This is a genomic window from Actinosynnema sp. ALI-1.44, from assembly GCF_001984155.1.
GTDB lineage: Bacteria > Actinomycetota > Actinomycetes > Mycobacteriales > Pseudonocardiaceae > Kibdelosporangium.
Window position 1 is genome coordinate 13566 of sequence record NZ_MTQO01000030.1, and the last position, 25986, is coordinate 39551.

The window sequence follows — 25986 nt, forward strand, 5'->3', positions numbered from 1 at the left end:
GGCCCGCTCGCCCCGGCCGCTCTAGAACCAGGCTTCCAGCAAGGTTTTGCCAGTACTGAGCAGCCGGATCTCGATGCGGGCAACGGCTGCGCGGGGCATGTCCGTCGTCGCTTTCGGCGTCATCAACCCGCCGGGCCCCGCCCGCCATGCCCCGGCGCTCTTGGCGGTGCCGAGCACGACCGTGACCAGCGCGCCCAAAGTGGCGGTGCCGAGCACGACCGTGACCAGCGCGCCCAAAGTGGCGGTTCCGGCAAGAGCCGCCGCGATCCGGACACGGCCACGCCGGCGGGACGTCCGTGCCGCGCGGGTCAACGTGGGCCAGGATGTCCGGGTTCTTCCACGCCCGCAACAGGGCTTCCTGCACGACGTCCTCAGCGAGCTGGTCATCGCCGGTGAGCCGCAGTACGTATCGCAGGAGCGGTGCCGCGTGCTCGTCGTGCAGAGCACGCAGCAGCGCCATATGGCTGTCGTTGATGACGCACGCCCCTTATCCCCGGTTGAAGACCGGCTTGCGCTTGGCCAGGAACGCCGCTGCGTCCGTGCGCAGGTCCGGTGTGGTGAACGCCTGCCGGAACGCCGCCAGCTCCACCTCCAGTCCTGTGTGGATGTTCTCGCCCCGCGCGGCGTTGTTGGTATGTCAGGCAAGTACCGAGGTGCTCGACGGCGATGGCGTCGGGGTGCTTGGCCACCTGCGCTTCGAAGGCGTGGTGGACGCGGCTGAACCGGGGCGGGCAGACGGGGCCCGCGCCGTAGCGCTGGAACTGGACGGGCAACGCGGAGAGCTGAAACGGTGCTGTCACGGTGGAGGCGCCTTTCAGGCTGGCCTGTCGGGTCACCCGTTCTGAACGAGACAGCACCGCCCCGTGTTCAACGCGGACGGCAAATTTCCTGCGAGGGCCGCTTTCCGGGCGTCACATGCCGGAAGGCACTAAAACCGCGCTTCCAGCACGGTCTTGTCGATCGTGGCCAGCCTGATCTCGATCCTGGTGATCCGGCCGCGTGGCATGTCCGTGGTCGCCGTCGGCGTCATCGACGTGCCAGGCCCCGCGCTCCAGCTACCGACAGGCGTCAAGGACCCGGACGCGTCGGCGACGTACAAGGTGTACGGCAACGCCGGACCGTCCGCACTCGACCCGGCGTAGTCGCATCGCACGTCGATGCGCGTGCCCCACGGCTCCTCGACCAACGTCACCGACGCGGTGACCGGACTCGGCACCGTCTGTGTCAGCCGGGCGGTCACGCCACTCGCCTCCACCGGCTCGCTGGGACGCAGCACGTACACCAGCACCGCTCCCAGGGCCGCGGCCGCGACCACCGCGGCGGCGATCCAGGCGCGTTCCCACCGCCGTGCCCGCGTGGCGGCGTTGATCAACGCGGGCATGGTGTCTCGCGGCGGGTCCAGCAGGTCGATGGCCTGATCCTGCGGCAACGCCGACAGGATGGCCGGTAAGCCCGACAGGTCGGCGACCTGTTCCTTGCAGGACTGGCACGTCTCCATGTGCTGCTCGAACTCGCTGCGCTCATCGGGTGACAGCGAGCCGAGAACGTACGCGGCGTCCCATTCCCGGTACGACTTCATGGCCCGGTCACCCCTCTCTCCTGCAATGCGAGGTGCAACGCGCGCAGCCCGTAGTGCAGTCGTGACAGGATGGTGCCCTCGGGCACATCCAGAGCTTCGGCCAGCTCCGACACCGATTGTCCCATGTAATACGCCCGTACGATCACCGTCCGGTGTTCCGGCGTCAGCTGGCTGAGCGCGTCGGACACCAGCCACGAGTCCAGTGCCGGGTCCGACGCGCCGATCGCCTCGCGTGCCGCCGAGTACAGCACCGTGGCCACGTCCGGTGCGGTGAGCAGGTCCGGGTTCTTCGACGCGCGCAGCAGTACGTCCCGCACGACGTCCTGAGCGCGTTGTTCGTCCTCGGTCAGGCGCAGCACGTACCGCAACAGCGTGGCCGCGTGCTCGTGGTGCAAAGCCCGCAGCAGCGCTATGTGGCTCTCGTTGATGGCTGACCTCCCGGCTTCGCGCTATTCCAGCTCCTTCTCCGCCCTGGCGATCGCGGCGAACTCCTCTTCAGGAGCATTCGCCACCAGGTGATGACGGCTGTAGAACCAGAAGTATGCCAACGCCACCACCATGATCCCCGCGGTGATCGCCGCGGCGGGTACATCGACGAAGAAAGTCGCGACCACGGCCGCGATCGCCAGCACAGCGGCGATTGAAGTGGTCACCACACCACCGGGCGTCCGGTACGGTCGCTCCAGGTCCGGTTCGCGCACCCGCAGCACGATGTGCGAGACGTTGAGCAGCACATAGGACACCGTCGCCCCGAACACCGCGATGTTGATCAGCTTGCCGCCGTCGTGGATCCACGCGGCCAGGACGAACCCGATCGTGCCCGGCACGATCAGTGCCAGGTAAGGGATCTTGCGTTTCCCGGTCACCGACAACCAGCGCGGCAGGTATCCGGCGCGCGACAGGGCGAAAAGCTGCCGCGAGTACGCGTAGATGATCGAGAAGAAGCTCGCGACCAGACCGGCGAGACCCACGTAGTTCACGAACTGGGCCAGGAAGTTGTCGCCGCCGAAGGCCACGCGGACCGCGTCCGGCAACGGGTTGCCCGACCCCTGCAGCGCTGAGGAGCCGGCGCCACCGGGCGCGAACACCAGCATCAGCGCGGCGAACAGCAGCAGTACGGACATCCCGACGATGATCCCGCGTGGCAGGTCCCGCTTCGGGTCGCTGGCTTCCTCGGCGGCGAGCGGAACGCCTTCGATGGCGAGGAAGAACCAGATGCCGTAGACCAGTGCGGCCACCGCGCCCGCGATCCCGAACGGCAGGAACGAACTCGCGCCCACCGCGTCGGTCATCGGGATGTCGAGCAGCTTGGCCGGGTCGAACTTGCCGATCATCCCGACCACGAAGGCGACGAGCGCGACCGTGGCGATCCCGGTGATCACGAACATCGCCCGCAGCGCCTCGCCGACGCCCCACAGGTGTGCGCCGACGAAGACCAGGTAGCTGACCAGGAACACCGGCCAGCCGCTGGTCAGCCCGAACAGGCCGAGCGCTTCGACGTACTGGCCGATGAACACCGAGATGGCGGCTGGTGCGATGGCGTACTCGATCAGGATCGCCATGCCGGTGACGAACCCGCCGGTCGGGCCGAGCGCGCGGCGGGCGAAGCCGTACCCCGCGCCCGCGACCGGCAGCGCGGAAGCCATCTCGGCCAGTCCGAAGACCATGCACGTGTACATCACGGCCATCAGCACGGTCGCGATCAGCAGACCGCCCCAGCCGCCCTTGGCGAGGCCGATGTTCCAGCCGGCGAAGTCCCCGGAGATGACGTAGGAGACGCCCAGCCCGGCGAGCAGCACCCAGCCCGCCGCGCCTCGCCTGAGTTGGCGTTTCTCCAGGTACTGCTGGTCGACTGTCTCGTATTGCTTGGACACTGGCGCTCCCGTCGGCCCTGAACAATGGGTCAGCTACGGTCCTTTGGTTGCCGGAGAGGGTGATACGGGTTACATAATCCTGTCAAGGGCGTGGTCGGCGGTACATCCGGTGGCGTTGACATGCACCTTGTCACTCGGGTAGCAATGACCAGCAATGGATCGGAAGCGATCCTTTGGAATGGGGTGCCGATGCGACACACCGACGGCCTGCTGAGCGTCGAGCAGCTACGAGAGCTCGTCGACTCCGGCGAGATCGACACCGTGTTGATCGCCATAACCGACATGCAGGGCCGCTTGCAGGGCAAACGGTGCTCGGCCGAGTACTTCGTGGAGGAAGTCCTCGTCCACGCCACCGAGGCCTGCAACTACCTGTTGGCCGTCGACGTGGAAATGAACACGGTCAGTGGCTACGCCATGTCCTCGTGGGAGAGCGGCTACGGCGACTTCGTGCTCCGGCCGGACCTGAGCACCCTGCGGCGCGTCCCATGGCACGACGGCACGGCGCTCGTCCTCGCGGACCTGGAGAGGGTGCAGGGCGGACCGGTCGGGCCGTCGCCCCGGCAGATCCTGCGCCGCCAGATCGACCGGCTGGCCGAGCGCGGGCTTGAGGCGTTCGTCGGCACCGAGTTGGAGTTCATCGTCTTCGACGACACTTACGAACAGGCATGGCGCAACGGCTACCGCGACCTGACGCCGTCCAATTTGTACAATGTGGACTACTCGATGCTCGGCACCGGAAGGCTTGAGCCCCTGCTGCGCGACATCCGCAACAAGATGAGCGGCGCCGGGTTGTACGTCGAGTCGGCGAAGGGGGAGTGCAACCCCGGCCAGCACGAGATCGCCTTCCGGTACACCCATGCGCTGGCGACGTGCGACAACCACAGCATCTACAAGACCGGCGCGAAGGAAATCGCCGCCGCGCACGGCAAGAGCCTGACGTTCATGGCCAAGTACAACGAGCGCGAAGGCAATTCCTGTCACATCCACATCAGCGTCCGTGACAAGGACGGCAACGCTGTCATGGCAGGCGACCGTGAGCACGGGTTCTCCAAGTTGATGGAGCACTTCATCGCCGGGCAGTTGGCGTGCCTGCGCGAGTTCACGTACTTCTTCGCACCGAACATCAACTCCTACAAGCGTTTCGTGCACGGAAGCTTCGCGCCGACGGCAGTGGCGTGGGGCGAGGACAACCGGACATGCGCGTTGCGTGTCGTCGGGCACGGTTCGTCACTGCGTGTGGAGAACCGCGTTCCCGGTGGGGACGTCAACCCGTACCTGGCGGTCGCCGCACTGATCGCGGCCGGTCTGCACGGCATCGAGAACGAGTTGCCGTTGGAGCAGGCGTTCACCGGAAACGCGTACGACTCCGACAAGGAGCACGTCCCGCACACCCTGCGGGACGCCGCGGACCTGCTCGCGGACAGCGAACTGGCGAAGTCGGCGTTCGGTGCCGAGGTCGTCGAGCACTACCTGAACGCGGCAAGAGTCGAGCTCACGGCCTACGAGGCCGCGGTCACCGATTGGGAGAGGGTCCGTGGCTTCGAACGGCTCTGACACGCCGTTGATCGGCATCACGACGTACCTCGAACAAGCGAGGTTCGGCCTGTGGGACGTGCCGTCCGCGGTGCTCATGCAGTCCTATCTGGACTGCATCGTCGCCGCGGGCGGGATGCCGGTCATGCTGCCGCCGGTCGGTCGCTGGCTGCCGGAGCACGTGTCCCGTTTGGACGGACTGGTGCTGTCCGGCGGGGCGGACATCGACCCCAGCCGCTACGGCCAGGCGCCGCACGCGTCGACCGGGACGCTGCGGCTGGAGCGGGACGCGTCCGAGTTCAGCCTGTTCCACCTCGCGTTGGAAGCCGACCTCCCGGTGCTCGGCGTCTGCCGCGGCCTGCAGCTGATCAACATCGCGCTCGGCGGTTCGCTGCACCAGCACGTGCCCGACGTGGCCGGGTCGAAGACCCACAACCCGTCGCCGGGTGTGTTCGGCAGCAACGACATCAAGCTCGCGCCGGGAAGCGTGGTCGGCGGGCTGGTCGGCGAGAACACGATCGTGCACTGCCATCACCACCAGGCCATCGACCAGCTCGGCTCGGGTCTGTCGGCCGTCGGCTGGGCGCAGGACGGCACGATCGAGGCCGTCGAACTGCCGGAAGCCGGGTTCGTCATCGGTGTGCAATGGCATCCGGAGGAGAACTCCAGGGATGTCCGCCTGTTCCAAGGCCTCGTACGGGCCGCGTTCCGGAGGAAGTCGCAGTGACAACAGGGTTTGACGTCATCAACCCGACCACCGAGGAGATCGTCAGGACCGTCGCCCTGACCTCGGCCGACGAGACGGACGCGGCGATCAGGCGCGCCCACGCGGCGTGGCCCGCCTGGCGGGCGGTCGCACCGGGCGACCGGGCGCGGCTGCTGCGCCGGTTCGCGTCCGCTGTGGACGCCGACATCGAGAACCTCGCGCGGCTGGAGGTCACCAACGCCGGGCACACCATCGGCAACGCCCGCTGGGAGGCCGGCAACGTCCGTGACGTCGTCGAGTACTACTCGGCGGCGCCGGAACGGCTGTTCGGCAGGCAGATCCCGGTGCCGGGCGGGGTGAACGTGACGTTCGCCGAACCGCTCGGCGTGGTCGGCGTGATCGTGCCGTGGAACTTCCCGATGCCGATCGCGGGCTGGGGCTTCGCGCCCGCGCTCGCCGCCGGGAACACGGTCGTGCTGAAGCCGGCCGAGCTGACCCCGTTGACCGCCATCCGGCTCGGCGAGCTGGCCCGTGAAGCGGGCATCCCCGAGGACGTGTTCCAGGTCCTGCCGGGCAAGGGATCGGTTGTCGGGCAACGGTTCGTCGACCACCCGCTGGTGCGCAAGGTCGTGTTCACCGGGTCGACCGAGGTCGGCAAGCAGATCATGGCGGGCTGCGCGGCCCAGGTGAAACGGCTGACGCTCGAACTGGGTGGCAAGAACGCCAACATCGTCTTCGCCGACGCCGACCTGGAGAAAGCCGCCGCGACGGCGCCGTACGGGGTGTTCGACAACGCCGGGCAGGACTGCTGTGCGCGGTCACGGATCCTGGTGCAGCGCAGCGTGTACGACCGGTTCATGGAACTGTTCGAACCGGCCGTGAAGGGCGTGGTCGTCGGCGACCCCGGTCAGGAATCGACCGAGATGGGCCCGCTCATCTCGGCCGCGCACCGCTCGTCCGTGGCGTCCTATGTGCCCGGTGACGCTCCCGTCGCGTTCCGGGGCAGCGCGCCGGACGGGCCTGGCTTCTGGTTCCCGCCAACCGTTCTCGCGCCAGTGTCCCCTTCGGACCGTGCGGTGACCGACGAGGTCTTCGGGCCCGTCGTCGCCGTGCTACCGTTCGACGACGAGGAAGACGCGCTGCGGCTGGCCAACGACACCGAATACGGCCTGTCCGGCTCGATCTGGACGCGGGACGTCGGCCGCGCGCTGCGCGTGTCGCGCGGGGTCGAGGCGGGCAACCTGTCCGTCAACTCCCACTCGTCGGTGCGGTACTGGACGCCTTTCGGCGGCTTCAAGCAGTCCGGCCTCGGCCGGGAGCTCGGGCCGGACGCCGTGGCGGCGTTCACCGAGACCAAGAACGTGTTCATCGCCAACGACTGAGGAGCTTTTCCATGAGGTTGCAGGACCGGGTAGCGGTCGTCACCGGCGGCGGCAGCGGCATCGGCCTCGCGTCGGTGCGGCGCCTGGCCAGCGAGGGCGCCAAGGTCGTCGTGGCCGACATCGACGCGGACGCGGGCAAGGCCACGGCCGACGAGGTGGGTGGCCTGTTCGTGCGGACCGACGTGACGGACCGGGAGCAGGTCGAAGCCCTCTTCCAGACCGCGGTGGACACGTACGGATCGCTGGACGTCGCGTTCAACAACGCGGGCATCTCCCCGCCGGAGGACGAGTCGATCCTGAACACCGAGCCGGACGTCTGGCAGCGCGTGCAGACCGTGAACCTCAACTCGGTCTACCTCTGCTGCAAGGCCGCGATCCCGCACATGCAGCGCCAGGGCAAGGGATCGATCATCAACACGGCGTCGTTCGTCGCGGTGATGGGCGCGGCGACGTCGCAGATCTCCTACAGCGCCTCGAAAGGCGCGGTCCTGTCGATGACCCGCGAACTCGGTGTCCAGTTCGCCCGTGAAGGCATCCGGGTCAACGCCCTGTGCCCCGGACCGGTGAACACGCCGTTGCTGAAGGAGCTGTTCGCCGCCGATGCCGAGCGGGCGCAGCGACGCCTGGTGCACGTCCCGATGGGCCGCTTCGCCGAACCGGAGGAGATCGCCGCCGCCGTGGCTTTCCTGGCCAGTGACGACTCGTCGTTCATGACCGCGTCGAGCTTCCTGGTCGACGGCGGCATCACTGGCGCGTACGTGACCCCGCTGTAAGGTGGCCGACGCAGGCCAGGTAGCGCAGAGGTCGTCGCGCGCTGCCTGCAAAGCAGTGAGGACGCCGGTTCGATTCCGGCAGGCTCTACGTGATCGACGACGCGGACTTCGATGCCTGCCTCGCCATGCTGGCCAAGGTGCGCGCGTTACCGAGGCCGAACCGCCGCTCGCGGTCGGCGCCGCGCCCGGTTTCTCGCCCGCCCTGCCTGAGCCGGACTGGGCGAAAGCGTTGTCCTCGGCGGAGATCGCGACCGCCGGGCAGGGTCAGGTCGACGCCAGCGGCCTGATGGTCGACCCGGCGCCGACGAACTCGTGGACCGCGAAACTCGGGGACGTCGACCCGGCGGAGTTGCTCGAAGTCCACCTCATCAACGCGGTCGCGCCGTACCTGCTGGCCGACGGGCTGATGCCGTTGCTGCGCGCGTCGAGTTCCCCCAGGCGCTACATCGTGAACGTCTCCGCGGTGGAGGGCTGGTTCGCCGCGAGGTACAAGTCCGGCGCGCACCCGCACACCAACATGGCCAAGGCGGCCTTGAACATGCTCACCCGGACGAGCGCCGAGGACCTCGCCGGACAGGGCATCTATGTGACCAGTGTGGACACCGGGTGGATCACGGACGAGAACCCCGCGCCGGTCAAGACCCGGATCGCCGACGAGGGCTGGCGGCCACCGCTGGACGTGCTCGACGGCGCCGCGCGGATCTACGACCCCATCGTGCGCGGAGAGGCCGGTGAGCCGCCGTCGGGTGTGCTGCTCAAGGACTACCGGGAGGTGGCGTGGTGAGCCTGGACCCGTTGCTCGCGTGGTTGCGCAGCGGCGCGGAAACCGCTCGCCGCCTGGACTTCCCGGTCGGCACGGCACTGCCGGACGGCAGGCTGGATCTGTGCAAGTCCCACCTCGGGCCGGTGGGTGTCCAGTCCGTTGTGGACGCTCTACCCGGTGCGGGGCCGGTGCGGCACCTGCTGCTCGGCACGGACGGCTTGGGCGACGAGGGCGCCGTGTCCGCGACCGAAGGTGCCATCAAGGCCGGGGCATCGACCGTCTACCTGGGGTGCAACGGGATCGGCGAAGGCGGCGCGTGTTCGGTCGCCGAGCGGATCGCTGCCTCACCGGGGATCGTGCGCGGCCTGTGGCTGAAGCGCAACCCCTTGGCGCGACGGGATCGCGCGGCGTGTCAAGCGTGAACTCGGCCACATCGCCGCGGGTTTGCCTGAGCTGCTGCCCCATCCGGACGTTGCCGCGATCAGGAGCGTCCACCGCTGATACGGTGGAGCCATGTCTCTTAGCGGTAAGGTAGTTCTGGTCACGGGCGGTGGCGGCGCGCTCGCCGGTGCGATCCTCGACGCCTTCGTCGGGGACGGAGCCAAGGTCGTGCTGGCCGGACGTGACGCCGACCGGCTGACCGAGGCCGCGGGCGGCAAGAGGGACGTGAGCTGGGTGGTGGCCGACGTGACCAACCCGGATGACGTGGCGGAGATGGTCGACACCGTCGTGCGCCGCCACGGCCGTCTGGACGTGGCCGTGAACGCGGCAGGCGTGTTCGGCAAACCCGCGCCGGTCGCGTCGCTCGAGCTCGACACGTGGAAGTCGGTGCTGGACACCAACCTGACCGGCGTCTTCCTGTGCATGAAGTACGAGATCGCTGCCATGCGGCGCACCGGGGGCGGCGCGATCATCAACGTCTCGTCGAACATCGGGGCGCACGGCCGACGCCCCGGGCTGAGCGCCTACGCCAGCTCCAAGGCGGCAGTCAGCGTGCTCACCCAGACCGCCGCCCGCGAATACATCGCGGACGGCATCCGGATCAACGCGATCAGCCCCGGCGCCAGCGACACACCCATGTCGTACCGGCCAGGCGAGACCAAGGAGGACCGCGACGCCCGCGTCGCCGCGGCCGTCCCCGCGGGCCGGGTCAGCGACCCGGGTGAGGTGGCGGCGACTGTGCTGTGGCTCGCGTCCGACGCGGCCAGCTACGTCGTCGGGCACGACCTGGTCGTCGACGGCGGCGCGACGGCCTGATCAGACGGTGACCTTGACCGGGGTGCCCGGCTCGACCGAGTGGCTCACCGTGCAGGTCAGCTCGACGGCCTTGACCACCAGCTTGACCAGCTGGGCCTGACCGGCCTCGTCGAGCTTGGTCATGTCCAGGTCGAACTTGGTCTCGACGCTGGTGATCCGGTCGGCTTCGACGTCCTTCTCGGCGGTGACGACCATGTCGATCGGGGCGTCGTCGCCGAGCCTGCGGGAGATCACGCTGTCGGCCGACAGCGTCGCGCACGCGCCGAGCGCCGCCATCAGCAGTTCGACCGGCGAGAAGTCCGGGCCGTCGCCCGAGCGGCCGATCTTGATCTCGGCGCCGCGGGCGTTGGTCGCGACGAACTTCGCCGGGGCGGACCGCCGGATCTGGACCGGGGTCGGGTTCATGCTGGTCTCCCATCAGGTGGTCTTCGGTGGTCCCGCGCAGTGGAACGTGGTGAGGTCTGATCGTGTTCCACGACGAGGGGCCGAAGTGAGCGAGATCCCCACCTTACGGCGCACGCTGACCCTGCGTGACCTGGTCGTCTACGGTCTGCTGTTCATTGGGCCGCTGGCGCCCGTCGGCGTGTTCGGCGTGCTGGATGCCCGCAGCGGCGGCGCGGTGGCGTTGGTCTACCTCGTCGCGACCGTCGCCATGGGACTCACTGCCTACTCGTACGCGACGATGTCCGCGGAAATCCCCCGAGCGGGCTCGGTGTTCTCCTACGCCTCGGCGGGACTGGGCAGGACGGCTGGGTTCTTCGCCGGATGGCTGGTGCTGCTGGACTACCTGCTGATCCCGAGTGTGGCGTACCTGTTCACCGGGATCGCCACGAACGCGCTCGTGCCCGGGATCCCGGTCTGGCTGGCCACCGGCGCGGCGATTCTCGTGACCACCGCGGTGAACCTCGCCGGTGTACGCCTGGCCGCCGTCGTCGGCCTGGTCGTGCTCGTGGTGGAGATCGTGCTGCTGGTGGTGTTCGTCGTCGCGGCCGTGGTGGTGCTTGTCACGGATGGTGCGCAACGCCCGTGGCAGTCGCCGTTCACCGGTGTCTCGGGGTTCGAGGTCACCGCGGTGGTCGGCGCGGTGTCGGTCGCGGTGCTGTCGTTCCTCGGTTTCGACGCGATCGCGTCGTTCGCGGAGGAGAACGTCGGCCCCAGCAAGGTCGTCGGCCGTGCGACGCTGTTCTGCCTCGTGCTGGCCGGTTTCCTGTTCGTGGTGCAGACGTACCTCGGCGCCCTGCTGACCCCCGCGAGTCCATCGGGTTCCTCCGGGCAGGTGTTCTACGAGATGCTGCGCACCAGCATCGGCCCATGGCTGGCGGTGGTGGTGACGGCGGTGAAAGCCGTCGGCCCGGCGTTCTCCGCGATGGTCGCGCAGGCGGCGGTGGGGCGGCTGCTGTACAGCATGGCCAGGGAATCACGACTGCCGAAGCAACTCGCGGCGGTGGACAACCGGACGAAGACGCCATGGACCGCGATCCTGTTCGCCGCCGTGCTGACCCTGGTGGTGGCGGTCTGGGCGGCGAGCCGCGACGACGGACTGGACATCCTGGTGTCCATTGTGGATGTCGGCGCGCTCGCCGCCTTCACCCTCCTGCACCTGTCGGTGATCGGTTACTTCCGTGGCCGGTACAGGGTGCTGGCGCACCTCGTGGTCCCGATCCTCGGCGCCGCCGTGATGGTCGCGGTACTGGCGTTGTCCAGCACGACCGCACTCATCGTCGGCGCGATCTGGTTCGCCGTGGGCATTGTGGTGAACCTGGCCGGATCCCGTGCCGGTGGCGTGCCGCCGGTCAGTCCATGACGGCGACGGCTTCGACCTCCACCAGGTGTTCGGGCACGTCCAGGGCCGCGACGCCGATCAGGGTGCCGGGCGGTGTCGGGGTGATGCCGAGCTTGGCGGCCGCTCGGGCGGCGCCTTCGAAGAACAGCGGCAGCTTGTCCGGGGTCCAGTCGACGACGTAGACAGTCAGTTTCGTCACGTCGGCGAAGGTGGCGCCGACACCGGTCAAAGCGGCGTCGATGTTGGGGTAGCACTGCTCGACCTGAGCCGCGAGATCGCCCTCGCCGATCGTGGTGCCGTCGGCGTCCCAGGCGACCTGGCCCGCGACGAAGACCTGCTTCGAGCCGGTCGCGACGGACACCTGGTGGTAGCCGTCGATCACGGGCAGGCCTGCCGGGTTCACCAGATTGACGGGCATCGTCTTCTCCCAATGGTCTCTTGTGGTTACTCGGGAACCGTAGGAGAGTGAGCGCTGACATGGAAGAACGCACTTTTCAGTGACTGGGGAACCTGATGGTGACCAAGCAGTTCCAGGGCACGCCGGACGCGGATCTGACTCGCGCGGACTCGCTGGCGCGCGAGATCTTCTCCGACATCGCCAACAAGTGGGCGTTGCTGATCATCGAGTCGGTCGGCGACGACACCCGCCGGTTCACCGAACTCCGGGACGAGATCGAAGGCATCAGCCACAAGATGCTCACCCAGAACCTGCGCATGCTGGAGCGCAACGGCCTGGTGGTGCGCACCGTGCACCCGACCGTTCCGCCGCGGGTCGACTACACCCTCACCGACGCGGGCCACGGCCTGCGCAAGACGGTCGACGGCATGTGCGACTGGACCCAGCAGTACCTGCGGCACATCGAGGCGGCCCGCCACCGCTTCGACGGGCCGGTCACCTCCCCGACGGCGTGATCAGCGCCGTCTCGTAGGCGACGATGACCAGCTGGGCGCGGTCACGGGCCTGCAGCTTCGACAGCAGACGGCTGACGTGGGTCTTGACCGTGGCCAGGCCGACGTGCAGGTGCTCGGCGATCTCGGTGTTGGACAGGCCGCGGGCGATCAGGGCGAGGACCTCGCGTTCCCGGTCGGTGACGCCGTCGAGCTCCCGCGCCGGGCTGGTGGCCGGTTCCGGGCGGTTGGTGAACTCCGCGATCAGCCTGCGGGTCACGGTGGGCGCGAGCAGGCTCTCACCCGCCGCGATGATTCGGATCGCGGTGAGCAGGTCCGCCGGTGGCGTGTCCTTGAGCAGGAACCCGCTCGCCCCGGCGCGCAAGGCGCCGTACACGTACGAGTCCAAGTCGAACGTGGTGAGCATCAACACGCGAGTGTCCGTCGAGGCGCAGATCTGCCTGGTCGCCTCGATGCCGTCCATCTCCGGCATGCGCACGTCCATCAGCACGACGTCCGGCTGCTCCCGGCGGACCAGGTCGATCGCCTCGATGCCGTTGCCGGCCTCGCCCACGGTCTCCAGGCCGTCGGCGGTGTCGATCAGCATCCGGAAACTGCCACGCAGCAACGCCTGGTCGTCGGCGACGGCGACACGGATCACGGCGACACTCCTGAACAGGGAAGGGTGGCGGACACGGCGAACCCGCCGGAAGACGACGGCCCAGCGAAGAACTGCCCGCCGTACATCATGACGCGTTCGCGCATCCCGATCAGACCATGCCCGGACCCCGGCACCCGCGACAGACCCGGACGGCCCGAATCCACCACCGACACCCGCAGCGCCCCCTCGGACACGCTGACATCGACCGAACACGCGACCGCCCCCGCGTGCTTGACGACGTTCGTCAGCGCCTCCTGCACGATGCGATACGCCGACAGCTCCAGCCCGGACGGCAAGGACAGCGAAGGCAGTGCGGACATGGTCACATCGACCCCGGCGCTCCTGGCCCGCTGAGCCAGCGCGGGCAGGTCGGCGAGTCCAGGCGCGGGCGTCAGCCCAGGGGCGTCGTCGTCCTCCCGCTCGAACTCCGTGTCCGCCGATGCCCCGGACCCGGCTAAGCGCGGGCCTGGTGTGGTGTGTTCGCCCGGGGAAGCGGGCAAGGTGGGGGAGGAGCGCAGGATCCCCAGCATCTGGCGCATCTCGATCAACGTGGTGCGGCTGGTCGACTCGATGACGCGAAGCGCGTCCCGCGCTTCCTCCGGACGCTGGTCCGCGACGTGGTTGGCGATGCCTGCCTTGACCGCGATGAGGCTCATGCTGTGCGCGACCACGTCGTGCAGTTCGCGGGCGATGCGCAGGCGCTCGTCGCTGACCATCGACTGGGCCAACTGGTGGGCGGAGCGGGCCAGGTACGAACGGCGGGCCTCGATCCAACGGCCGACCGCCCAGACGGCCACCATGATCAGTCCGACGGAGATGAGGATGTCGCGCGGGAGGCTGGCGAACTGCGCGGGCGTCAGCGCGGACGTGACGGCGACCGCGACCACGACGGTGCCGAGGGCGGAGACCAGGGACAACACCGGTCTGCGGTGGGTGGTGGCCATGATGTAGAGCGCCGCCGCCGCGGGTACCCATGGTTCACGGGTCGCGTTGAAGATCGTGGCCAGCGCTGACCCGAGCAGCGTCAGGGCGAGGACCGGCCCCGGCCACAGCCTGCGGACAGCCATCGGCACGGTGGCGATGATGGAAATCAGCCAACCGAACCAGAGCGGGCCGGTGAACTGTTCCTGACTCGCGTCGCCGGGCAGGTCCAGGAACGAGATGTGCGCGAGCAGCAGCGCGGCCGCCGCGATCGCGTCGACCGCGACGAGTTCCCACAGCTTCAGCTTCCGGGCGAGGAACGGTCGCTTGTCGGTCATGCTCTGTACGCTATCGGGCCTGGTCACAGGGTGCATCAGACTGCGGTCCGTCATTCTGGAGGTGGACTCGGACTACGGTCTGAGCGTAGGTTGAGCACAGTCGTAGACAACTGCATACGAGCCGCTATGAGCCGCGGCGGGAGAGCCTTCGCCAGCCGGATCCGCGAAGCACCGAAGGAGCAAGCCTCCCCGCAATCTCTCAGGTACAGCTACCGCCACGGCCAGGCAACTCTGGAAAGAAGGCGTCACGACGCCTCGCCAACGGTGAAAGCCGCGCACGCGGTGAAGCTCTCAGGCAGCAAGGACAGAGTGGGGAGTTCCGAAACCTACGAGGAGGAGCTCCCGGATGTTCGACGCCGAACTGTCCACAGTAGACCCCGAAGTGGCCGGGGCGCTCGCGGCGGAGCTGTCCCGCCAGCGCGGCACCCTGGAGATGATCGCGTCGGAGAACTTCGCGCCGCAGGCCGTGCTCGAGGCACAGGGCTCGGTGCTGACCAACAAGTACGCCGAGGGGTACCCCGGCCGCCGTTACTACGGCGGCTGCGAACACGTCGACGTGATCGAGCAGCTGGCCATCGACCGGGTGAAAGCCCTGTTCGGCGCGGAGCACGCCAACGTCCAGCCGCACTCGGGCGCGCAGGCCAACGCCGCCGCGATGTTCGCGTTGCTCGAACCGGGGGATACGATCCTCGGCCTCGACCTCGCGCACGGCGGGCACCTCACGCACGGTATGCGGATCAACTTCTCGGGCAGGCTGTACAACGTCGTCGCCTACCACGTCGACAAGGACACGGGCCTCGTCGACATGGCCGAGGTCGAGCAGTTGGCCAAGGAGCACCGGCCCAAGCTGATCATCGCGGGCTGGTCGGCGTACCCGCGCCAGTTGGACTTCGCGAAGTTCAAGGAGATCGCCGACGCCACCGGCGCGCGGCTGATGGTCGACATGGCGCACTTCGCCGGACTCGTCGCCGCCGGACTGCACCCGAACCCCGTGCCGTTCGCCGACATCGTCACCACGACGACCCACAAGACGCTCGGCGGCCCGCGCGGCGGCGTCATCCTCAGCACCAAGGACCTGGCCAAGAAGATCAACTCGTCGGTGTTCCCCGGTCAGCAGGGCGGTCCGCTCGAGCACGTCATCGCGGCCAAGGCGGTCGCGTTCAAGATCGCGGCGGGCGCCGAGTTCAAGGAGCGCCAGGAGCGCACCCTCGACGGGGCGCGGATCCTGGCCGCGCGGCTGCTCGACGCCGGGCTGAACGTGCTCACCGGCGGCACTGACGTGCACCTCGTGCTCGTCGACCTGCGTGAGTCCGCACTGGACGGTCAGCAGGCCGAGGACCTGCTGCACAGCGTGGGGATCACCGTCAACCGCAACGCCGTGCCGTTCGACCCGCGCCCGCCGATGGTCACGTCCGGCCTGCGGATCGGGACCGCGGCGCTGGCCACCCGGGGGTTCGGCGAGGCGGAGTTCACCGAGGTCTCCGACGTGATCGCGGAGGTACTCCGACCAGGAGCCGATCTCGACGCGGCACGGTCCCGCGTCGACGCGCTCGCAGGCAAACACCCGCTCTACCCTGGCTTGTCATGACCATCAGCGTTTTCGACCTGTTCAGCATCGGGATCGGGCCGTCCAGCTCCCACACGGTCGGCCCGATGCGTGCGGCTCGCACGTTCGCCGCGGGGTTGGCTGAGCACGGTCTGATCGAACGGACCGAGACCGTCCGCGCCGAGCTGTTCGGATCGCTCGGCGCGACCGGCCACGGCCACGGCAGCCCGAAGGCGGTCATGCTCGGGCTGGAGGGTGAACGCCCCGAGGACATCGACACCGACTCGGTGGACGAGCGGGTCGCGGCCATCCGCGACCGGCGCAGGCTGAACCTGCTCGGGCGCAAGGAGATCACGTTCGACGAGGACGCCGATCTGGTGATGCACCGGCGCAAGTCGCTGCCCGCGCACCCGAACGGGATGAAGTTCGCCGCGTTGGACGGGCGGGGCGAGGAGATCGCCGCGCACACCTACTACTCGGTCGGCGGCGGGTTCGTCGTCGACGCCGAAACCACCGGCGAACTGCGGATCGTGCCGGACACGACCGAGGTGCGCCACCCGTTCCGCACCGGCGCCGAACTGCTGGAGCACTGCGCGGCGACCGGGTCGCCGATCAGCCAGGTGATGTTGGCCAACGAGCTGTCGTGGCGTACCGAGGAAGAGATCACGGCCGGACTGCTGAAGATCTGGGACGTGATGCGGGAGTGCGTCCGCAAGGGGTGCACGCAGGAAGGCGCGCTGCCCGGCGGGCTGAAGGTGCCCAGGCGCGCGAAAGCATTGCACGACAAGCTGATCCACGAGGACGGCACGCAGGACCCGTTGCACGCGATGGACTGGATCAGCCTGTTCGCGCTCGCGGTCAACGAGGAGAACGCGTCCGGCGGGCGTGTGGTGACCGCGCCGACCAACGGTGCCGCGGGCATCATCCCGGCCGTGCTGCACTACTACGAGCGGTTCGTGCCGGGCGCCGACGACGCGGGCGTGGTGCGGTTCCTGCTCACCGCAGGCGCGATCGGCGTGATCCTCAAGGAGACCGGCTCGATCTCCGGTGCGGAGGTCGGCTGCCAGGGCGAGGTCGGCTCGGCCTGCGCGATGGCGGCCGCCGGGCTGGCCGAGGTGCTGGGCGGTACGCCGCTGCAGGTCGAGAACGCCGCCGAGATCGGCCTGGAACACCACCTCGGCCTGACGTGCGACCCGGTGGGCGGGCTCGTGCAGATCCCGTGCATCGAGCGCAACGCCGTCGGCTCGACCAAGGCCGTGCACGCGGCGCGGATCGCGCTGCGTGGCGACGGTTCGCACATCGTCCCGCTGGACAAGGCGATCAAGACGATGCGCGAGACCGGTGCGGACATGAGCACCAAGTACAAGGAGACCGCGCGCGGCGGCCTGGCGCTGAACGTGATCGAGTGCTGATGACGGCCACTACACTCGTCCCATGACCGACCCGGACGCATCGACGCTGGCCAGCGCGGACGACGCGCTGTTCCGGCCGGTCCGGACCGGCAACGCGTTCGAGGAGACGGTCGAGCGCCTGCTGCAGGCCATCCGGCTCGGTGTCGCCGGGCCGGGTGAGCGGCTGCCCGCGGAACGGGACCTGGCGACCCGGCTGAACATCAGCCGGGTCACCCTGCGCGAGGCGATCCGGGCGCTGCAGGAAGCTGGGTACGTCGAGTCCAAACGCGGCCGGTACGGCGGCACGTTCGTCAACGACACGCTCCCGGCCGCCAAACCGGCGGGCCGCCAGGTGTCGCCTGGCGACATCGAGGACGTGCTGACCATGCGCAGGGTCCTCGAGATGGGCGCGGCGGAGGCCGCGGCGGCTCGTTCCCTGACCGACACCGACCGCGTGTACCTGCGCAACCAGTTGGTGGAGTCCAGGACCGACGACCTGTCGGAGTACCGGCGCAAGGACTCGCGGCTGCACCTGGCGATCGCGGAGGTCGCGGCGTCACCGACGCTGACGTCCGCCGTGGCCGACGTGCGGGTCCGGCTGAACGAGCTGCTCGACGCGATCCCGTTGCTGCACACCAACATCGATCACTCCGCGGTCCAGCACGCCGCGATCGTCGACCGAATCCTTGCCGGGGACACGGCTGGTGCGCGCGACGCGATGGCCGAGCACCTCGACGGAACAGCGTCCTTGCTGCGCGGATTCCTTTCCTGACGTTTCCCCAGCACCGACCTCGGTGCAACCAATGTGGCCTTCGTTGCGCTGTTGGCAACCAATGTGGCCTTCGTTGCGAAAAACGCAACCAAGGTGGCATTCGTTGCGTGCCGAGCCTATCCGGGCGGTGCGGGCGCGTACGCGACGCCGAATGCCGCCCACACCAACGGGGTCGACTCCGGGGCCCCGGTGCTCTCCCAGTGATCGGCCTGCGCACGCTGCCAGTCGTTGAGCGCCGCGACGGGATCTTCCTGCTGCTGTGCGTCGTGTACGGCCAGCACCGCCCCGGCCAGCGTCCCTCCGGCCGGGGCGTGGAAGCCCGGCATCAGCGCGGTCAGGCCCGCGTCGGTGGGCAGGACCCAGCGGGTGGCCATGACGTACTCCGCTCCGCCGTGCACCAGGGCGGCGACCAGGCCGGAGGGTTCGGCGTAGCGGTGGTCACCGCCGCTTTCGCACGCGATCAGGGCAGCGCGATTGGGGATGCGCCAGCCCAGCAGGTCGGCGGCGGTGAGCGGGCCCTGCGCCAGGTGCAGGCGGGCGTCGAGAGCGTGCGCGGCGGTGGTCACGTGGCCGACGTAGAGGAACCGGCCCGCCTCGGCCAGTGCAGGACGCAGGGTTTCCCGGTCGAGGACGTCTAACGCCGCCAGGGCCTGCGGAACCTCGGTGAGGACGCGGCCGAGCGGGGTGGGCGGGTCGACCGCCGCGGCCACCGGACCGGTGTTGGGCGACACCCGGCGGGCGCGGGCGTTGCGGACGGTGGCCGGGGTCAGGATGGACAGCTTCGCGTTGTGCACGAACCGTTCCGCCTCATCGACCCGCAGCGCCTCCCACGGAACCTGCGTGGTGGAGGGGGACGGCTGGATGCGTACGTGCAGCTGGTCCCCGGCGAGGATCACCGCGTCCAACTCCCTGGCCAGCTGCGCGGGGATCAGCGCGGCGGCGAGGCTGGTGGACAGCGCGCACTCGCGGTCCCGGTCGGTCAGGGCGCCGCCGGTGAGCGCCCTGGTCAACGCCTGGTGGATGGACTCGCCAGGGTGCGGCGTCGGCAGCGCGTCGGCCAGTGCCGCCAGCGGTGGGGCGACTCGGTCTCGCGGCAGGATCAGCACCCGGGGGTTGTCCGGGTCGTGTTCCCAGCGCCAGCTCACATACAGGTCGCCCGCGTCGACGTACGTCACCTGGACGGTCACCACGAGCGCACCACCTCCGCCGAACGCACTTGGATGCCGTAGCGCTGCTCGGCGAGGTCCAACCACGGTTCCAGTGCCGACGGCACCGCGAGATCCGCCCGGACTCGTGGCGGTACAAGCAGTTCGGGCGTTGGCAGCGGCTCGCCTTCGCCCGTGGCGGCGAGCGCCAGATCGTCTGGCGCCGGTAGCGACAGCAGGTCGGTGGGCCCGGCCGGTTCGACGGACTGACCCGGCAGGGACACCGTGGCCGCCAGGTGGTCGAGGTAGGCAGCCGCGAGTGGCACGTCCAGGGTGGCACCGATGGCGACGAGAGCGGCTTTGGTCGCCGGAGCCGCCGCCAGCGCGATCCAGCGTTCACGCAGCGGGCCTGCCCGGAACCGCCTGCGGGCGGCCTCGGCCGCCAGTGCCGCGGGCAGAGCGAGGTCCAGCGCCCGAGCACCCAGCTCCGGCTGCGGCAGGCCGTGCAGGACGCGGCGGTGCAACGCGTCCGCCCGCCACCAGTCCAGGTTCAGCGCCAGGTGCCACAGGCCGTTGTCCACGCACAGCGCCCGCGCCTGGTCGAAGCACTCGTCGGCATCGGCGAACTCGCCCATCGCCTCGTAGGCGTTGCCGCGCACCGACAACACGCCCGCGTGGATGCGGGGCGAATCCACCGGCACCTCGTCGAGCAACCGCAGCGCTTCCTGCGGGCGGGACTGCGTGACCGCGGCGGCCGCGAGGCCGAATCGGCTGGCTACCTGGTGCCACGGGTCGGTGCCCAGCCGCGCCGCCGCGGTGTAGTGCGCCACCGCCTCGTCGTCCCGGCCTGCCAGGTGAGCGAGCCTGCCGAGGCTGTTCAACGCGACGGCCTCGCCGTCGTGCTCGCCGATCGCGGCGAACAACTCCCGCGCCAGGTGCAGGTGTTCGGCGGCGGTGATCTGGTCGCCGGTGCCGTCGGCGATCTCGGCCAGCGCCTTGTGGATGTTCGGGATGAGGTGCGGAGCCGCCTGGCTCGCCAGCGCCATGGCCCGGTCCGCGTCGGCGGCGGCCTCGGCGTAGTCACCCGCGGTGGCCAGCACGTCGGCGCGGGTGCTGAGCAACGCGGCAAGGCCTGCCTCCTGGGGGAGCGGGAACCAGGTGACGGCGACGAGCCCGGTGTCCAGCACCTGCCGGGCCGTGGCGAAATCGGCGTTGTGGCGCAACGCTTGTGCCAACTGGATGTGCCAGGTGATCACGTTGCCGAGCACGGGTTGCGCGGTCTCGTTGGCCGGTTCGATGTCCAGTGACCGCCGCAGGTCGGCCAGTGGCTCCTGCCAGGCTCCGGTGTTCAGGACGATCTGCGCGCGGGTGGCGAACAGCGTCGCGCGCAAGGACACGGTGCCGAACTCGTCGCCCACCAGCGCCTCGCACTCGTGGGTCAGGTCGATCGCGGTGGTGACCAGTGCGATGGCCTCGTCGCCGTCGGTGAGTCCGGCGAGGTTGATCAACGTCTGCGCACGCCGGGCCAGTGCCTCGGGATCGCCGGACGCGGCCAAGGTCAGTTCGTACGCCTCGCGTATCCGCGGGGCGGCCGCTTCCCAGTCGCCTTCGGCGGCCAGCTGCGCACCCTCGTTGTGCAGTTGTCTCCATCGCTGCCAGCTCGGCCCCGCTGGCGTTGTCATGGTCATATCGTAGGCGGCGACCGCAAAGTTGTGATCGGTAGTAGCTGCCTGCGTTCGAGGCTTCTCCCATGACGAGAGGAGAGGCTCCGATGAACGACACCAGCCAGTCCGGGTACGTGTGGGCGCCCCCTGGGCCTTATGAGGTGCGACGCGAGCGCCGCGTCAGGTTTCGACGTGCCCGGTTCTTCGCCCTGGTCCCGGTCGTGATAGTCGGGTTCATGCTCTTCGGGTTCTCCTACCTGGTCACGCCGGAGCCGGACGTGACGTTGCAGCCCGGCGCCGGGTTCGCCGCGGTGTCCGGCAAGGAGATCGCGCTGCTGCCGTACCAGCGCAGCGGCAAAAGGGGCATGTACCAGATGATCACGCAGGACATGTTCCAGGTGCGGCTGGCCGCCACCGAGCTGGACACCGGACACGCGCTGTGGGACGTGCCGCTCGCGGACAAGCTGAGCTGGCAGGCCAGGGTGCTGGCGTCGGGCTCGTGGAACACCTACGTCGTCACCGATGACGGTCTGGTGATCCTCGACCTGACCACCGGTGAGATCCTGGCCCGTGACCACGGCATCCAGGGCCTGCCCCGGCCGGTGACCTCCCGCGGCGCCTACGGGTACGACGCGTCGGCCAAGGCCGTCGTGGCCATGGACGCCGACGGCGGCCTGCGGACCATCGCACTGGACGCCATCAGCGCCGTCCCCGCGTCGCCGGAGGTGGTGACCGCGTGGGCGGGCAAGCTGAGTGCCAAGCGTCCCATCGGCGCGACCAGCAGCTCCTCCGGCACCGAGGGGCTGCTGCCCGGCGGGGACGCCGTGCGACTGCAGCCGCGAGGCAACGCCCCAGGCCTGAGCCTGGTGCGCCGCACCGGTGGCGGCGGTACACCAGTGGGAGACGCGGTCTTCCACGAGGCGCAGATCCCCCTCACGCCGCCGCCCGGCGAGGCCGAACCGGAGGACTTCCCGACCGGCCGCCGGTCCACCACCGCGGCGGGCGCGGGCGCCGGACTCGTTGTCGTGCACCACAACCGTGACGTCAACTCGAGGGACCGCGCGCTCAGCGTGGTGTCACTGCGGACCGGGAAGGTCACCGCGACCTTGCCGACCGGCACCGGTACGGCCCGCGCACTGACCAGCCCGGGAAACCGCACGCTGATCTACGTCCGGGCCCCAGGCGACACGGCGGGCGAAGGCCTGGTGGTGATCAGCCCGGACGGCCGTGCCACCTGGGTCGCGGTCGGCAGCACCGACTACTTCGGCAACCCCGGCTAGAAAGGACACGTCGTGAAGGTGCGGCAGTTCCTCATCCGCGTCGCCGTCGCCGCGGTGATCATCTCGTCGGTGTTCCTGATGTTCCAGTCCTGCTCGGCCAACCTCAGGGCCAGTGGCGCCACCGTGTACCAGTTCTTCCGCGCTGTCGGAGCGGGCGATGCCCCGACAGCGTGCCATCTCCTGTCCGGCGCCGCGCTGGAGAAGTTCCAGACCAGGACGCGCACGTCCAGTTGCGAGGCCGCGATCATGCGGGTCCACATCGGACTGACCCCGGCCCAGCGGACGGACCTGGTCCAGGGTGAGGCCGACGTCCAGGAGTACTGCTCGGTGCTCGACGCCGACTTCAGTTCACACCAGGAGATCGTCCTCGACAGCAACCCGCTCGGCATGCAGTTCATCCTGCTGGCCGACCACGAGGGTAGGCAGACGATCAGAGACTGGGGCTTGAACTCCTGGCGAGTGTGCTGACCGGGGCTCAATAGCGTGTCGAGCACTCGGCCCGAAGGCCCGTGACGCGGGGCAACGCCGTGGCGCGGCTGAGGTTCCAGCTCTGCCACGACCTGTCGTCGAGCCGCTCGAGCGCGCCGGTCATCGCACACCGGTGTTCGACCGGCAGCCGCAGCAGGACAGGCACGGCGTCCGCGGACAGCCTGGACAAATAGTCCACGTCGACCTTCTTCGTCTGCTCGTACCGGTCGACGTTGTGCTCGGCGACCACGCGTTCCGGGTTGACCAAGGCGAACAGGAACAACCCGGCGAGGCCGGAGCCGACGATCGCCCGCGGCAGCCACCGGGCCTCCAGCCGGACACCGGCCACGAGGACCAGCACGTACAGCAAACCCAGCCACAGCTCGAAGGCCTCGACCGACAGGCGCAGCACGGTGAAGCCGTACGCCTGCTGGTATGTCCACATCCGGCTCAACGCGGAGGCGACGATCACCAGCACCAGCAAGGACAACGACCCGAGCAGGCCGCGCAGCCACGTCCGCTCCGCCGACGTCCGCCGCGGCGCCCACCGGGCCGCGGCAGCCACGACACCCAGCGTCAGCACGGTCACGGCGACCAGTTGCCAGAAACCGCCACGGGCGTACTGGGCCGATGTCACGTCGGCGGTGTGCAGCACGTAGTCGGCTCCGCCGAACAGCACCGTGAACTGGACCGCGGCGAAGGCGGTGAACAGCAGGACCAGGATGCCGACCGGCATCGCCCATTCCATGATGGACAGACGGGACGGCTTGCGTGGCTCGTCCGGCAGTTCCGGTCCCGACGCGATCACCAGGCTCGCCCCGGCCATCCCGATCGCGACGAGGACGAACAGCAGGAACCAGCGGACCGTGAAGTCGCCGTCCACGTCGGGCGTGATGCTGCCGAGCAGGTCCGCGAACGCGGCGTCGGCGCTGGCGAGCAGCGGGACGAAGACGACCAGCAGCGCGGCGCTGAGCAGCACCGGCTTGGCGACTCGGACCTTCCTGTGCGATTTGCCGTTGTCGCGCAACGCCTTCAGGCCGCGAAGCACCCACGGCACGGCAAGCATGCTGGCGAACGTCACCGTGACCGAGCCGAGGAAGATGCCCGCCAGAGACCTGCCGCCCGCGAGCGCGAGTGACGCCGCCGCGAGCGATCCGAGCAGACACAGGTAGAACAACCAGTCCGCGTCCCGGAACGGCGTGATGCCGATCAGTGCCAGCGAAAGCCCACCCCACGCGAGCGTCCCGGGCGCCGGGCGCCGCATCACCATCCACGCCGCCGCGGCACACGCGATGGCCACGATCACGTAGCCGATGCCGGACGTGGTCTCGGGTAAGGCGACCGCGCCGGCGGTACCAGCGATCCCGATGGCGAGCAGTGTCCGCGGCGGCGCCGGTTTCTCGGGTCTTTCCCAGTGCATGACCGTGGGATAGGTGGTGGACGGCAGGAGTGGCTGGTTGAGCACCGGCGGTGCGGGCGGCAGGGCCGACGCGGTTGCTGATCGATCATTCATGGGTTCCTCCAGGTGATGACTCGTGAGTGTTCCGGCCGGTTCTAACCGGCCGAAACTCTCACGAAGGCTGACCAGGCAGGACGACGCGGATTCCGGCTGGGTCGACGACCGAGATCTCGCCGCCGTGCAGGTCGATCACCCAGCGGGCGATGGCCAGCCCCAGTCCGGTGCCACCGCCCGCTCTCTCCCCTCGGGTGAACCGCTCGAACACGCGCTCGCGATCGGCGGGCGCGATGCCCGGGCCCTGGTCGCGGACCTCGACGACCGCGCCGCCGTCGCCGACCGGGCGGGACACCACGACCACGTCTCCGCCCTGCGGCCCGTGCCGCACGGCGTTGTCCACCAGGTTCCACATCACCTGGTGCAACCGGGCGCGGTCGGCGAACACCTTGCCCGGCCGGACATCCAGGACGAACCGAGCCTCGCGGCCGGCCACCGAGACCTCGGCGACGACCTCGTCGAGCATCGGCGAGAGCTCGAAGTACTCGCGGTGCAGCGGGCTCACCCCGGCGTCCACACGCGACAGGTCGAGCAGTTCGGAAACCAGGCGCCCCAGGCGTTCGGTCTGCGACAGCGCGGTCCGCAGCGTCGCGGGGTCCGGCTCGGCGACGCCGTCGACGACGTTCTCCAGCACCGCGCGCAGCGCCGAGATCGGCGTCCGCAGCTCGTGCGAGACGTTCGCGATCAGCTCACGGCGCTGCTGGTCGGCCGTGGCCAGGTCGGCCGCCATCGTGTTGAACGCCCGCGCGAGCTCACCGACCTCGTCCCGGGACGTGGCACGCACCCGGCGCGTGTAGTCGCCACGGGCCATCCCCTTGGCCGCGGCCGTCATCTCACGCAACGGCCGTGTCATGCCGTGCGCGAGGAACTGCGAGGTGATCACGCCGATGGTGATCGCGATGAGCGACGTGTACGTCGGCAACCAGCCGAGCCGGAGCCAGAAGTACGTCAACGCGGTCGCCCCCGCGCCCGCCACCAGCAGGCCGATCTTCAGCTTGATCGACCGGATCGGGTCGAGCGGCCTCGGCAGACCCTTCATCGAGGCGCCTCCAGCGCGTAGCCGACGCCGTGCACGGTCCGGATCAGGTCCGCGCCGAGCTTGCGGCGCAGCGCCTTGATGTGGCTGTCGACCGTCCGCGTCCCCGCGGAGTCCGACCAGCCCCACACCTCGCTGAGCAGACGCTCACGCGGCACGACCGCACGCGGACGGCCCGCCAGGTGCACGAGCAGTTCGAACTCGGTCGGCGTCAGGTGCGCGGGTTCCCCGGCCCGCTGCACCCGGCGCTCGACCGGGTCGATCTCCAGGTCGCCGAGCACGATCGTGGACCCGGCCTGCTGGTTGCGTTCCGCGCGCCGCAGCAGGGCGTGCACCCGTGCCGCGAGCTCCCGGATCGAGAACGGTTTGGTCATGTAGTCGTCGGCGCCGACGGCGAGACCGACCAGCAGATCGGTCTCGTCGTCTCGCGCCGTCAACATCAGCACAGGCACAGGGCGGTGCGCCTGCACCCGACGGCACACTTCCAGGCCGTCGAAGCCTGGCAGCATCAGATCGAGCACGATCAGGTCGGGCACGGTCTGCCCGGCCTTCTCCACCGCCGACGGCCCGTCGTGGGCCAGCTCGACCTCGAACCCCTCCGCGCGCAGCCGCGCGGCCACCGACTCGGCGATCGTCAGTTCGTCCTCGACGACCAGGACCCGCCGTTGCCCCTCCCGCATGGGCCCGACTCTATGCGCGGCGTATGGAGAGCT

At 69.4% G+C, this 25986-nt stretch carries 27 protein-coding genes, 1 tRNA gene, 1 pseudogene and 2 riboswitches; of the genes and pseudogenes, 15 read left to right on the forward strand and 14 right to left on the reverse strand.

Translation table 11 applies throughout. The annotated features are described in order from the left end of the window. Positions 1-21: 21 nt before the first annotated feature. From ALI144C_RS04805 to eat, 5 genes and pseudogenes are all read right to left on the reverse strand, one after another. Positions 22-312: a hypothetical protein gene (locus ALI144C_RS04805; RefSeq protein WP_076985786.1), complete on the reverse strand. Its 291-nt coding sequence runs from the start codon at positions 310-312 to the stop codon at positions 22-24. 25 nt (positions 313-337) lie between these two features. Next, positions 338-460: pseudogene (locus ALI144C_RS04810) on the reverse strand (sigma factor); the annotation flags it as partial. A 468-nt stretch (positions 461-928) separates the two neighbouring features. Continuing rightward, positions 929-1579, reverse strand: coding sequence for an anti-sigma factor family protein (locus ALI144C_RS04815; protein WP_076985787.1), 651 nt, complete (start codon positions 1577-1579; stop codon positions 929-931). Continuing rightward, positions 1576-1974 (reverse strand): sigma factor-like helix-turn-helix DNA-binding protein, encoded by a 399-nt coding sequence (locus tag ALI144C_RS04820; RefSeq protein ID WP_269086652.1) that lies wholly within the window; start codon positions 1972-1974, stop codon positions 1576-1578. Before ALI144C_RS04820 ends, ALI144C_RS04815 begins: the two co-directional genes overlap by 4 nt. A 54-nt stretch (positions 1975-2028) precedes the next feature. Further along, entirely contained in the window at positions 2029-3453 is a 1425-nt protein-coding gene (gene eat / locus ALI144C_RS04825; RefSeq protein WP_076985789.1) for an ethanolamine permease, read from the reverse strand. A gap of 189 nt (positions 3454-3642) precedes the next feature. On the opposite strand from eat, the gene ALI144C_RS04830 reads away from it, so the two are divergent. The 8 genes from ALI144C_RS04830 to ALI144C_RS04865 all read left to right on the forward strand — a co-directional run bounded on the left by ALI144C_RS04830 (position 3643) and on the right by ALI144C_RS04865 (position 9867). Beyond that, on the forward strand, positions 3643-5007 hold the full coding sequence (locus ALI144C_RS04830) for a glutamine synthetase family protein (RefSeq protein ID WP_076985790.1): 1365 nt from the start codon (positions 3643-3645) through the stop codon (positions 5005-5007). Next, positions 4988-5713 carry a gamma-glutamyl-gamma-aminobutyrate hydrolase family protein gene (locus ALI144C_RS04835; RefSeq protein WP_076985791.1) on the forward strand — a complete coding sequence of 242 codons (726 nt, stop codon included), beginning with the start codon at positions 4988-4990 and terminating at the stop codon, positions 5711-5713. Before ALI144C_RS04830 ends, ALI144C_RS04835 begins: the two co-directional genes overlap by 20 nt. Next, entirely contained in the window at positions 5710-7074 is a 1365-nt protein-coding gene (locus ALI144C_RS04840; protein ID WP_076985792.1) for an aldehyde dehydrogenase family protein, read from the forward strand. Before ALI144C_RS04835 ends, ALI144C_RS04840 begins: the two co-directional genes overlap by 4 nt. 11 nt (positions 7075-7085) lie before the next feature. Beyond that, complete coding sequence (locus ALI144C_RS04845) at positions 7086-7847, forward strand: 3-oxoacyl-ACP reductase (protein ID WP_076985793.1); 762 nt, start codon at positions 7086-7088, stop codon at positions 7845-7847. Between the two features lie 17 nt (positions 7848-7864). Next, positions 7865-7935, forward strand: a tRNA-Cys gene (locus tag ALI144C_RS04850). After that, entirely contained in the window at positions 7903-8631 is a 729-nt protein-coding gene (locus tag ALI144C_RS04855) for an SDR family oxidoreductase (protein WP_083752719.1), read from the forward strand. Before ALI144C_RS04850 ends, ALI144C_RS04855 begins: the two co-directional genes overlap by 33 nt. After that, complete coding sequence (locus tag ALI144C_RS04860) at positions 8628-9032, forward strand: hypothetical protein (protein WP_143230406.1); 405 nt, start codon at positions 8628-8630, stop codon at positions 9030-9032. The genes ALI144C_RS04855 and ALI144C_RS04860 overlap by 4 nt, the downstream gene beginning before the upstream one ends. Before the next feature lie 91 nt (positions 9033-9123). Next, a complete protein-coding gene (locus ALI144C_RS04865) occupies positions 9124-9867 on the forward strand; it encodes an SDR family NAD(P)-dependent oxidoreductase (protein ID WP_076985796.1) in 744 nt (247 codons plus the stop codon). Here the strand turns inward: ALI144C_RS04865 and ALI144C_RS04870 are convergent, their stop codons facing one another. Beyond that, positions 9868-10272, reverse strand: coding sequence for an OsmC family protein (locus tag ALI144C_RS04870; protein WP_076985797.1), 405 nt, complete (start codon positions 10270-10272; stop codon positions 9868-9870). It lies immediately after the preceding gene. 85 nt (positions 10273-10357) lie between these two features. Here ALI144C_RS04870 and ALI144C_RS04875 point away from each other — a divergent pair, with 85 nt between their 5' ends. Further along, on the forward strand, positions 10358-11671 hold the full coding sequence (locus ALI144C_RS04875; protein WP_237773987.1) for an APC family permease: 1314 nt from the start codon (positions 10358-10360) through the stop codon (positions 11669-11671). Here ALI144C_RS04875 and ALI144C_RS04880 read toward each other — a convergent pair. Beyond that, a complete protein-coding gene (locus ALI144C_RS04880; protein WP_076985798.1) occupies positions 11661-12068 on the reverse strand; it encodes a RidA family protein in 408 nt (135 codons plus the stop codon). The genes ALI144C_RS04875 and ALI144C_RS04880 overlap by 11 nt on opposite strands. 95 nt (positions 12069-12163) lie before the next feature. Here ALI144C_RS04880 and ALI144C_RS04885 point away from each other — a divergent pair, with 95 nt between their 5' ends. After that, positions 12164-12562: a winged helix-turn-helix transcriptional regulator gene (locus tag ALI144C_RS04885; RefSeq protein ID WP_076985799.1), complete on the forward strand. Its 399-nt coding sequence runs from the start codon at positions 12164-12166 to the stop codon at positions 12560-12562. Here the strand turns inward: ALI144C_RS04885 and ALI144C_RS04890 are convergent. Then, the gene (locus ALI144C_RS04890; RefSeq protein ID WP_076985800.1) at positions 12543-13199 is read right to left on the reverse strand and encodes a response regulator; all 657 of its coding nucleotides are present in this window, start codon (positions 13197-13199) and stop codon (positions 12543-12545) included. The two genes, ALI144C_RS04885 and ALI144C_RS04890, sit on opposite strands and share 20 nt — an antisense overlap. Next, positions 13196-14458: a sensor histidine kinase gene (locus tag ALI144C_RS04895; RefSeq protein WP_076985801.1), complete on the reverse strand. Its 1263-nt coding sequence runs from the start codon at positions 14456-14458 to the stop codon at positions 13196-13198. Before ALI144C_RS04895 ends, ALI144C_RS04890 begins: the two co-directional genes overlap by 4 nt. Before the next feature lie 127 nt (positions 14459-14585). Further along, a riboswitch (glycine riboswitch) is annotated at positions 14586-14683 on the forward strand. Further along, positions 14684-14776, forward strand: a riboswitch (glycine riboswitch). It begins immediately after the preceding riboswitch. A 28-nt stretch (positions 14777-14804) separates the two neighbouring features. Here ALI144C_RS04895 and glyA point away from each other — a divergent pair. Genes glyA through ALI144C_RS04910 form a run of 3 tightly spaced genes read left to right on the forward strand, consistent with a single transcriptional unit; the run spans position 14805 to position 18167 of the window. After that, positions 14805-16046 carry a serine hydroxymethyltransferase gene (gene glyA / locus ALI144C_RS04900; protein ID WP_076985802.1) on the forward strand — a complete coding sequence of 414 codons (1242 nt, stop codon included), beginning with the start codon at positions 14805-14807 and terminating at the stop codon, positions 16044-16046. Next, positions 16043-17416 carry an L-serine ammonia-lyase gene (locus tag ALI144C_RS04905; protein WP_076985803.1) on the forward strand — a complete coding sequence of 458 codons (1374 nt, stop codon included), beginning with the start codon at positions 16043-16045 and terminating at the stop codon, positions 17414-17416. Before glyA ends, ALI144C_RS04905 begins: the two co-directional genes overlap by 4 nt. 22 nt (positions 17417-17438) lie before the next feature. Beyond that, on the forward strand, positions 17439-18167 hold the full coding sequence (locus ALI144C_RS04910; protein WP_076985804.1) for a FadR/GntR family transcriptional regulator: 729 nt from the start codon (positions 17439-17441) through the stop codon (positions 18165-18167). A 116-nt stretch (positions 18168-18283) separates the two neighbouring features. Here the strand turns inward: ALI144C_RS04910 and ALI144C_RS04915 are convergent, their stop codons facing one another. After that, complete coding sequence (locus ALI144C_RS04915; protein WP_076985805.1) at positions 18284-19357, reverse strand: CHAT domain-containing protein; 1074 nt, start codon at positions 19355-19357, stop codon at positions 18284-18286. After that, positions 19351-20994 carry a tetratricopeptide repeat protein gene (locus ALI144C_RS55275; protein WP_168211168.1) on the reverse strand — a complete coding sequence of 548 codons (1644 nt, stop codon included), beginning with the start codon at positions 20992-20994 and terminating at the stop codon, positions 19351-19353. The genes ALI144C_RS04915 and ALI144C_RS55275 overlap by 7 nt, the downstream gene beginning before the upstream one ends. Before the next feature lie 89 nt (positions 20995-21083). On the opposite strand from ALI144C_RS55275, the gene ALI144C_RS04925 reads away from it, so the two are divergent. Both ALI144C_RS04925 and ALI144C_RS04930 read left to right on the forward strand, forming a co-directional pair. Continuing rightward, positions 21084-22256 carry a PA2928 family protein gene (locus tag ALI144C_RS04925; protein ID WP_076985807.1) on the forward strand — a complete coding sequence of 391 codons (1173 nt, stop codon included), beginning with the start codon at positions 21084-21086 and terminating at the stop codon, positions 22254-22256. A 12-nt stretch (positions 22257-22268) separates the two neighbouring features. After that, positions 22269-22724: a hypothetical protein gene (locus ALI144C_RS04930; protein ID WP_076985808.1), complete on the forward strand. Its 456-nt coding sequence runs from the start codon at positions 22269-22271 to the stop codon at positions 22722-22724. Between the two features lie 7 nt (positions 22725-22731). Here the strand turns inward: ALI144C_RS04930 and ALI144C_RS04935 are convergent, their stop codons facing one another. Genes ALI144C_RS04935 through ALI144C_RS04945 form a run of 3 tightly spaced genes read right to left on the reverse strand, consistent with a single transcriptional unit; the run spans position 22732 to position 25953 of the window. Beyond that, positions 22732-24237: a DUF4153 domain-containing protein gene (locus tag ALI144C_RS04935; protein WP_237773988.1), complete on the reverse strand. Its 1506-nt coding sequence runs from the start codon at positions 24235-24237 to the stop codon at positions 22732-22734. A gap of 58 nt (positions 24238-24295) precedes the next feature. Next, a complete protein-coding gene (locus ALI144C_RS04940; protein WP_076985809.1) occupies positions 24296-25276 on the reverse strand; it encodes a sensor histidine kinase in 981 nt (326 codons plus the stop codon). Next, entirely contained in the window at positions 25273-25953 is a 681-nt protein-coding gene (locus ALI144C_RS04945) for a response regulator transcription factor (protein WP_083752722.1), read from the reverse strand. The genes ALI144C_RS04940 and ALI144C_RS04945 overlap by 4 nt, the downstream gene beginning before the upstream one ends. Positions 25954-25986: the final 33 nt, after the last annotated feature.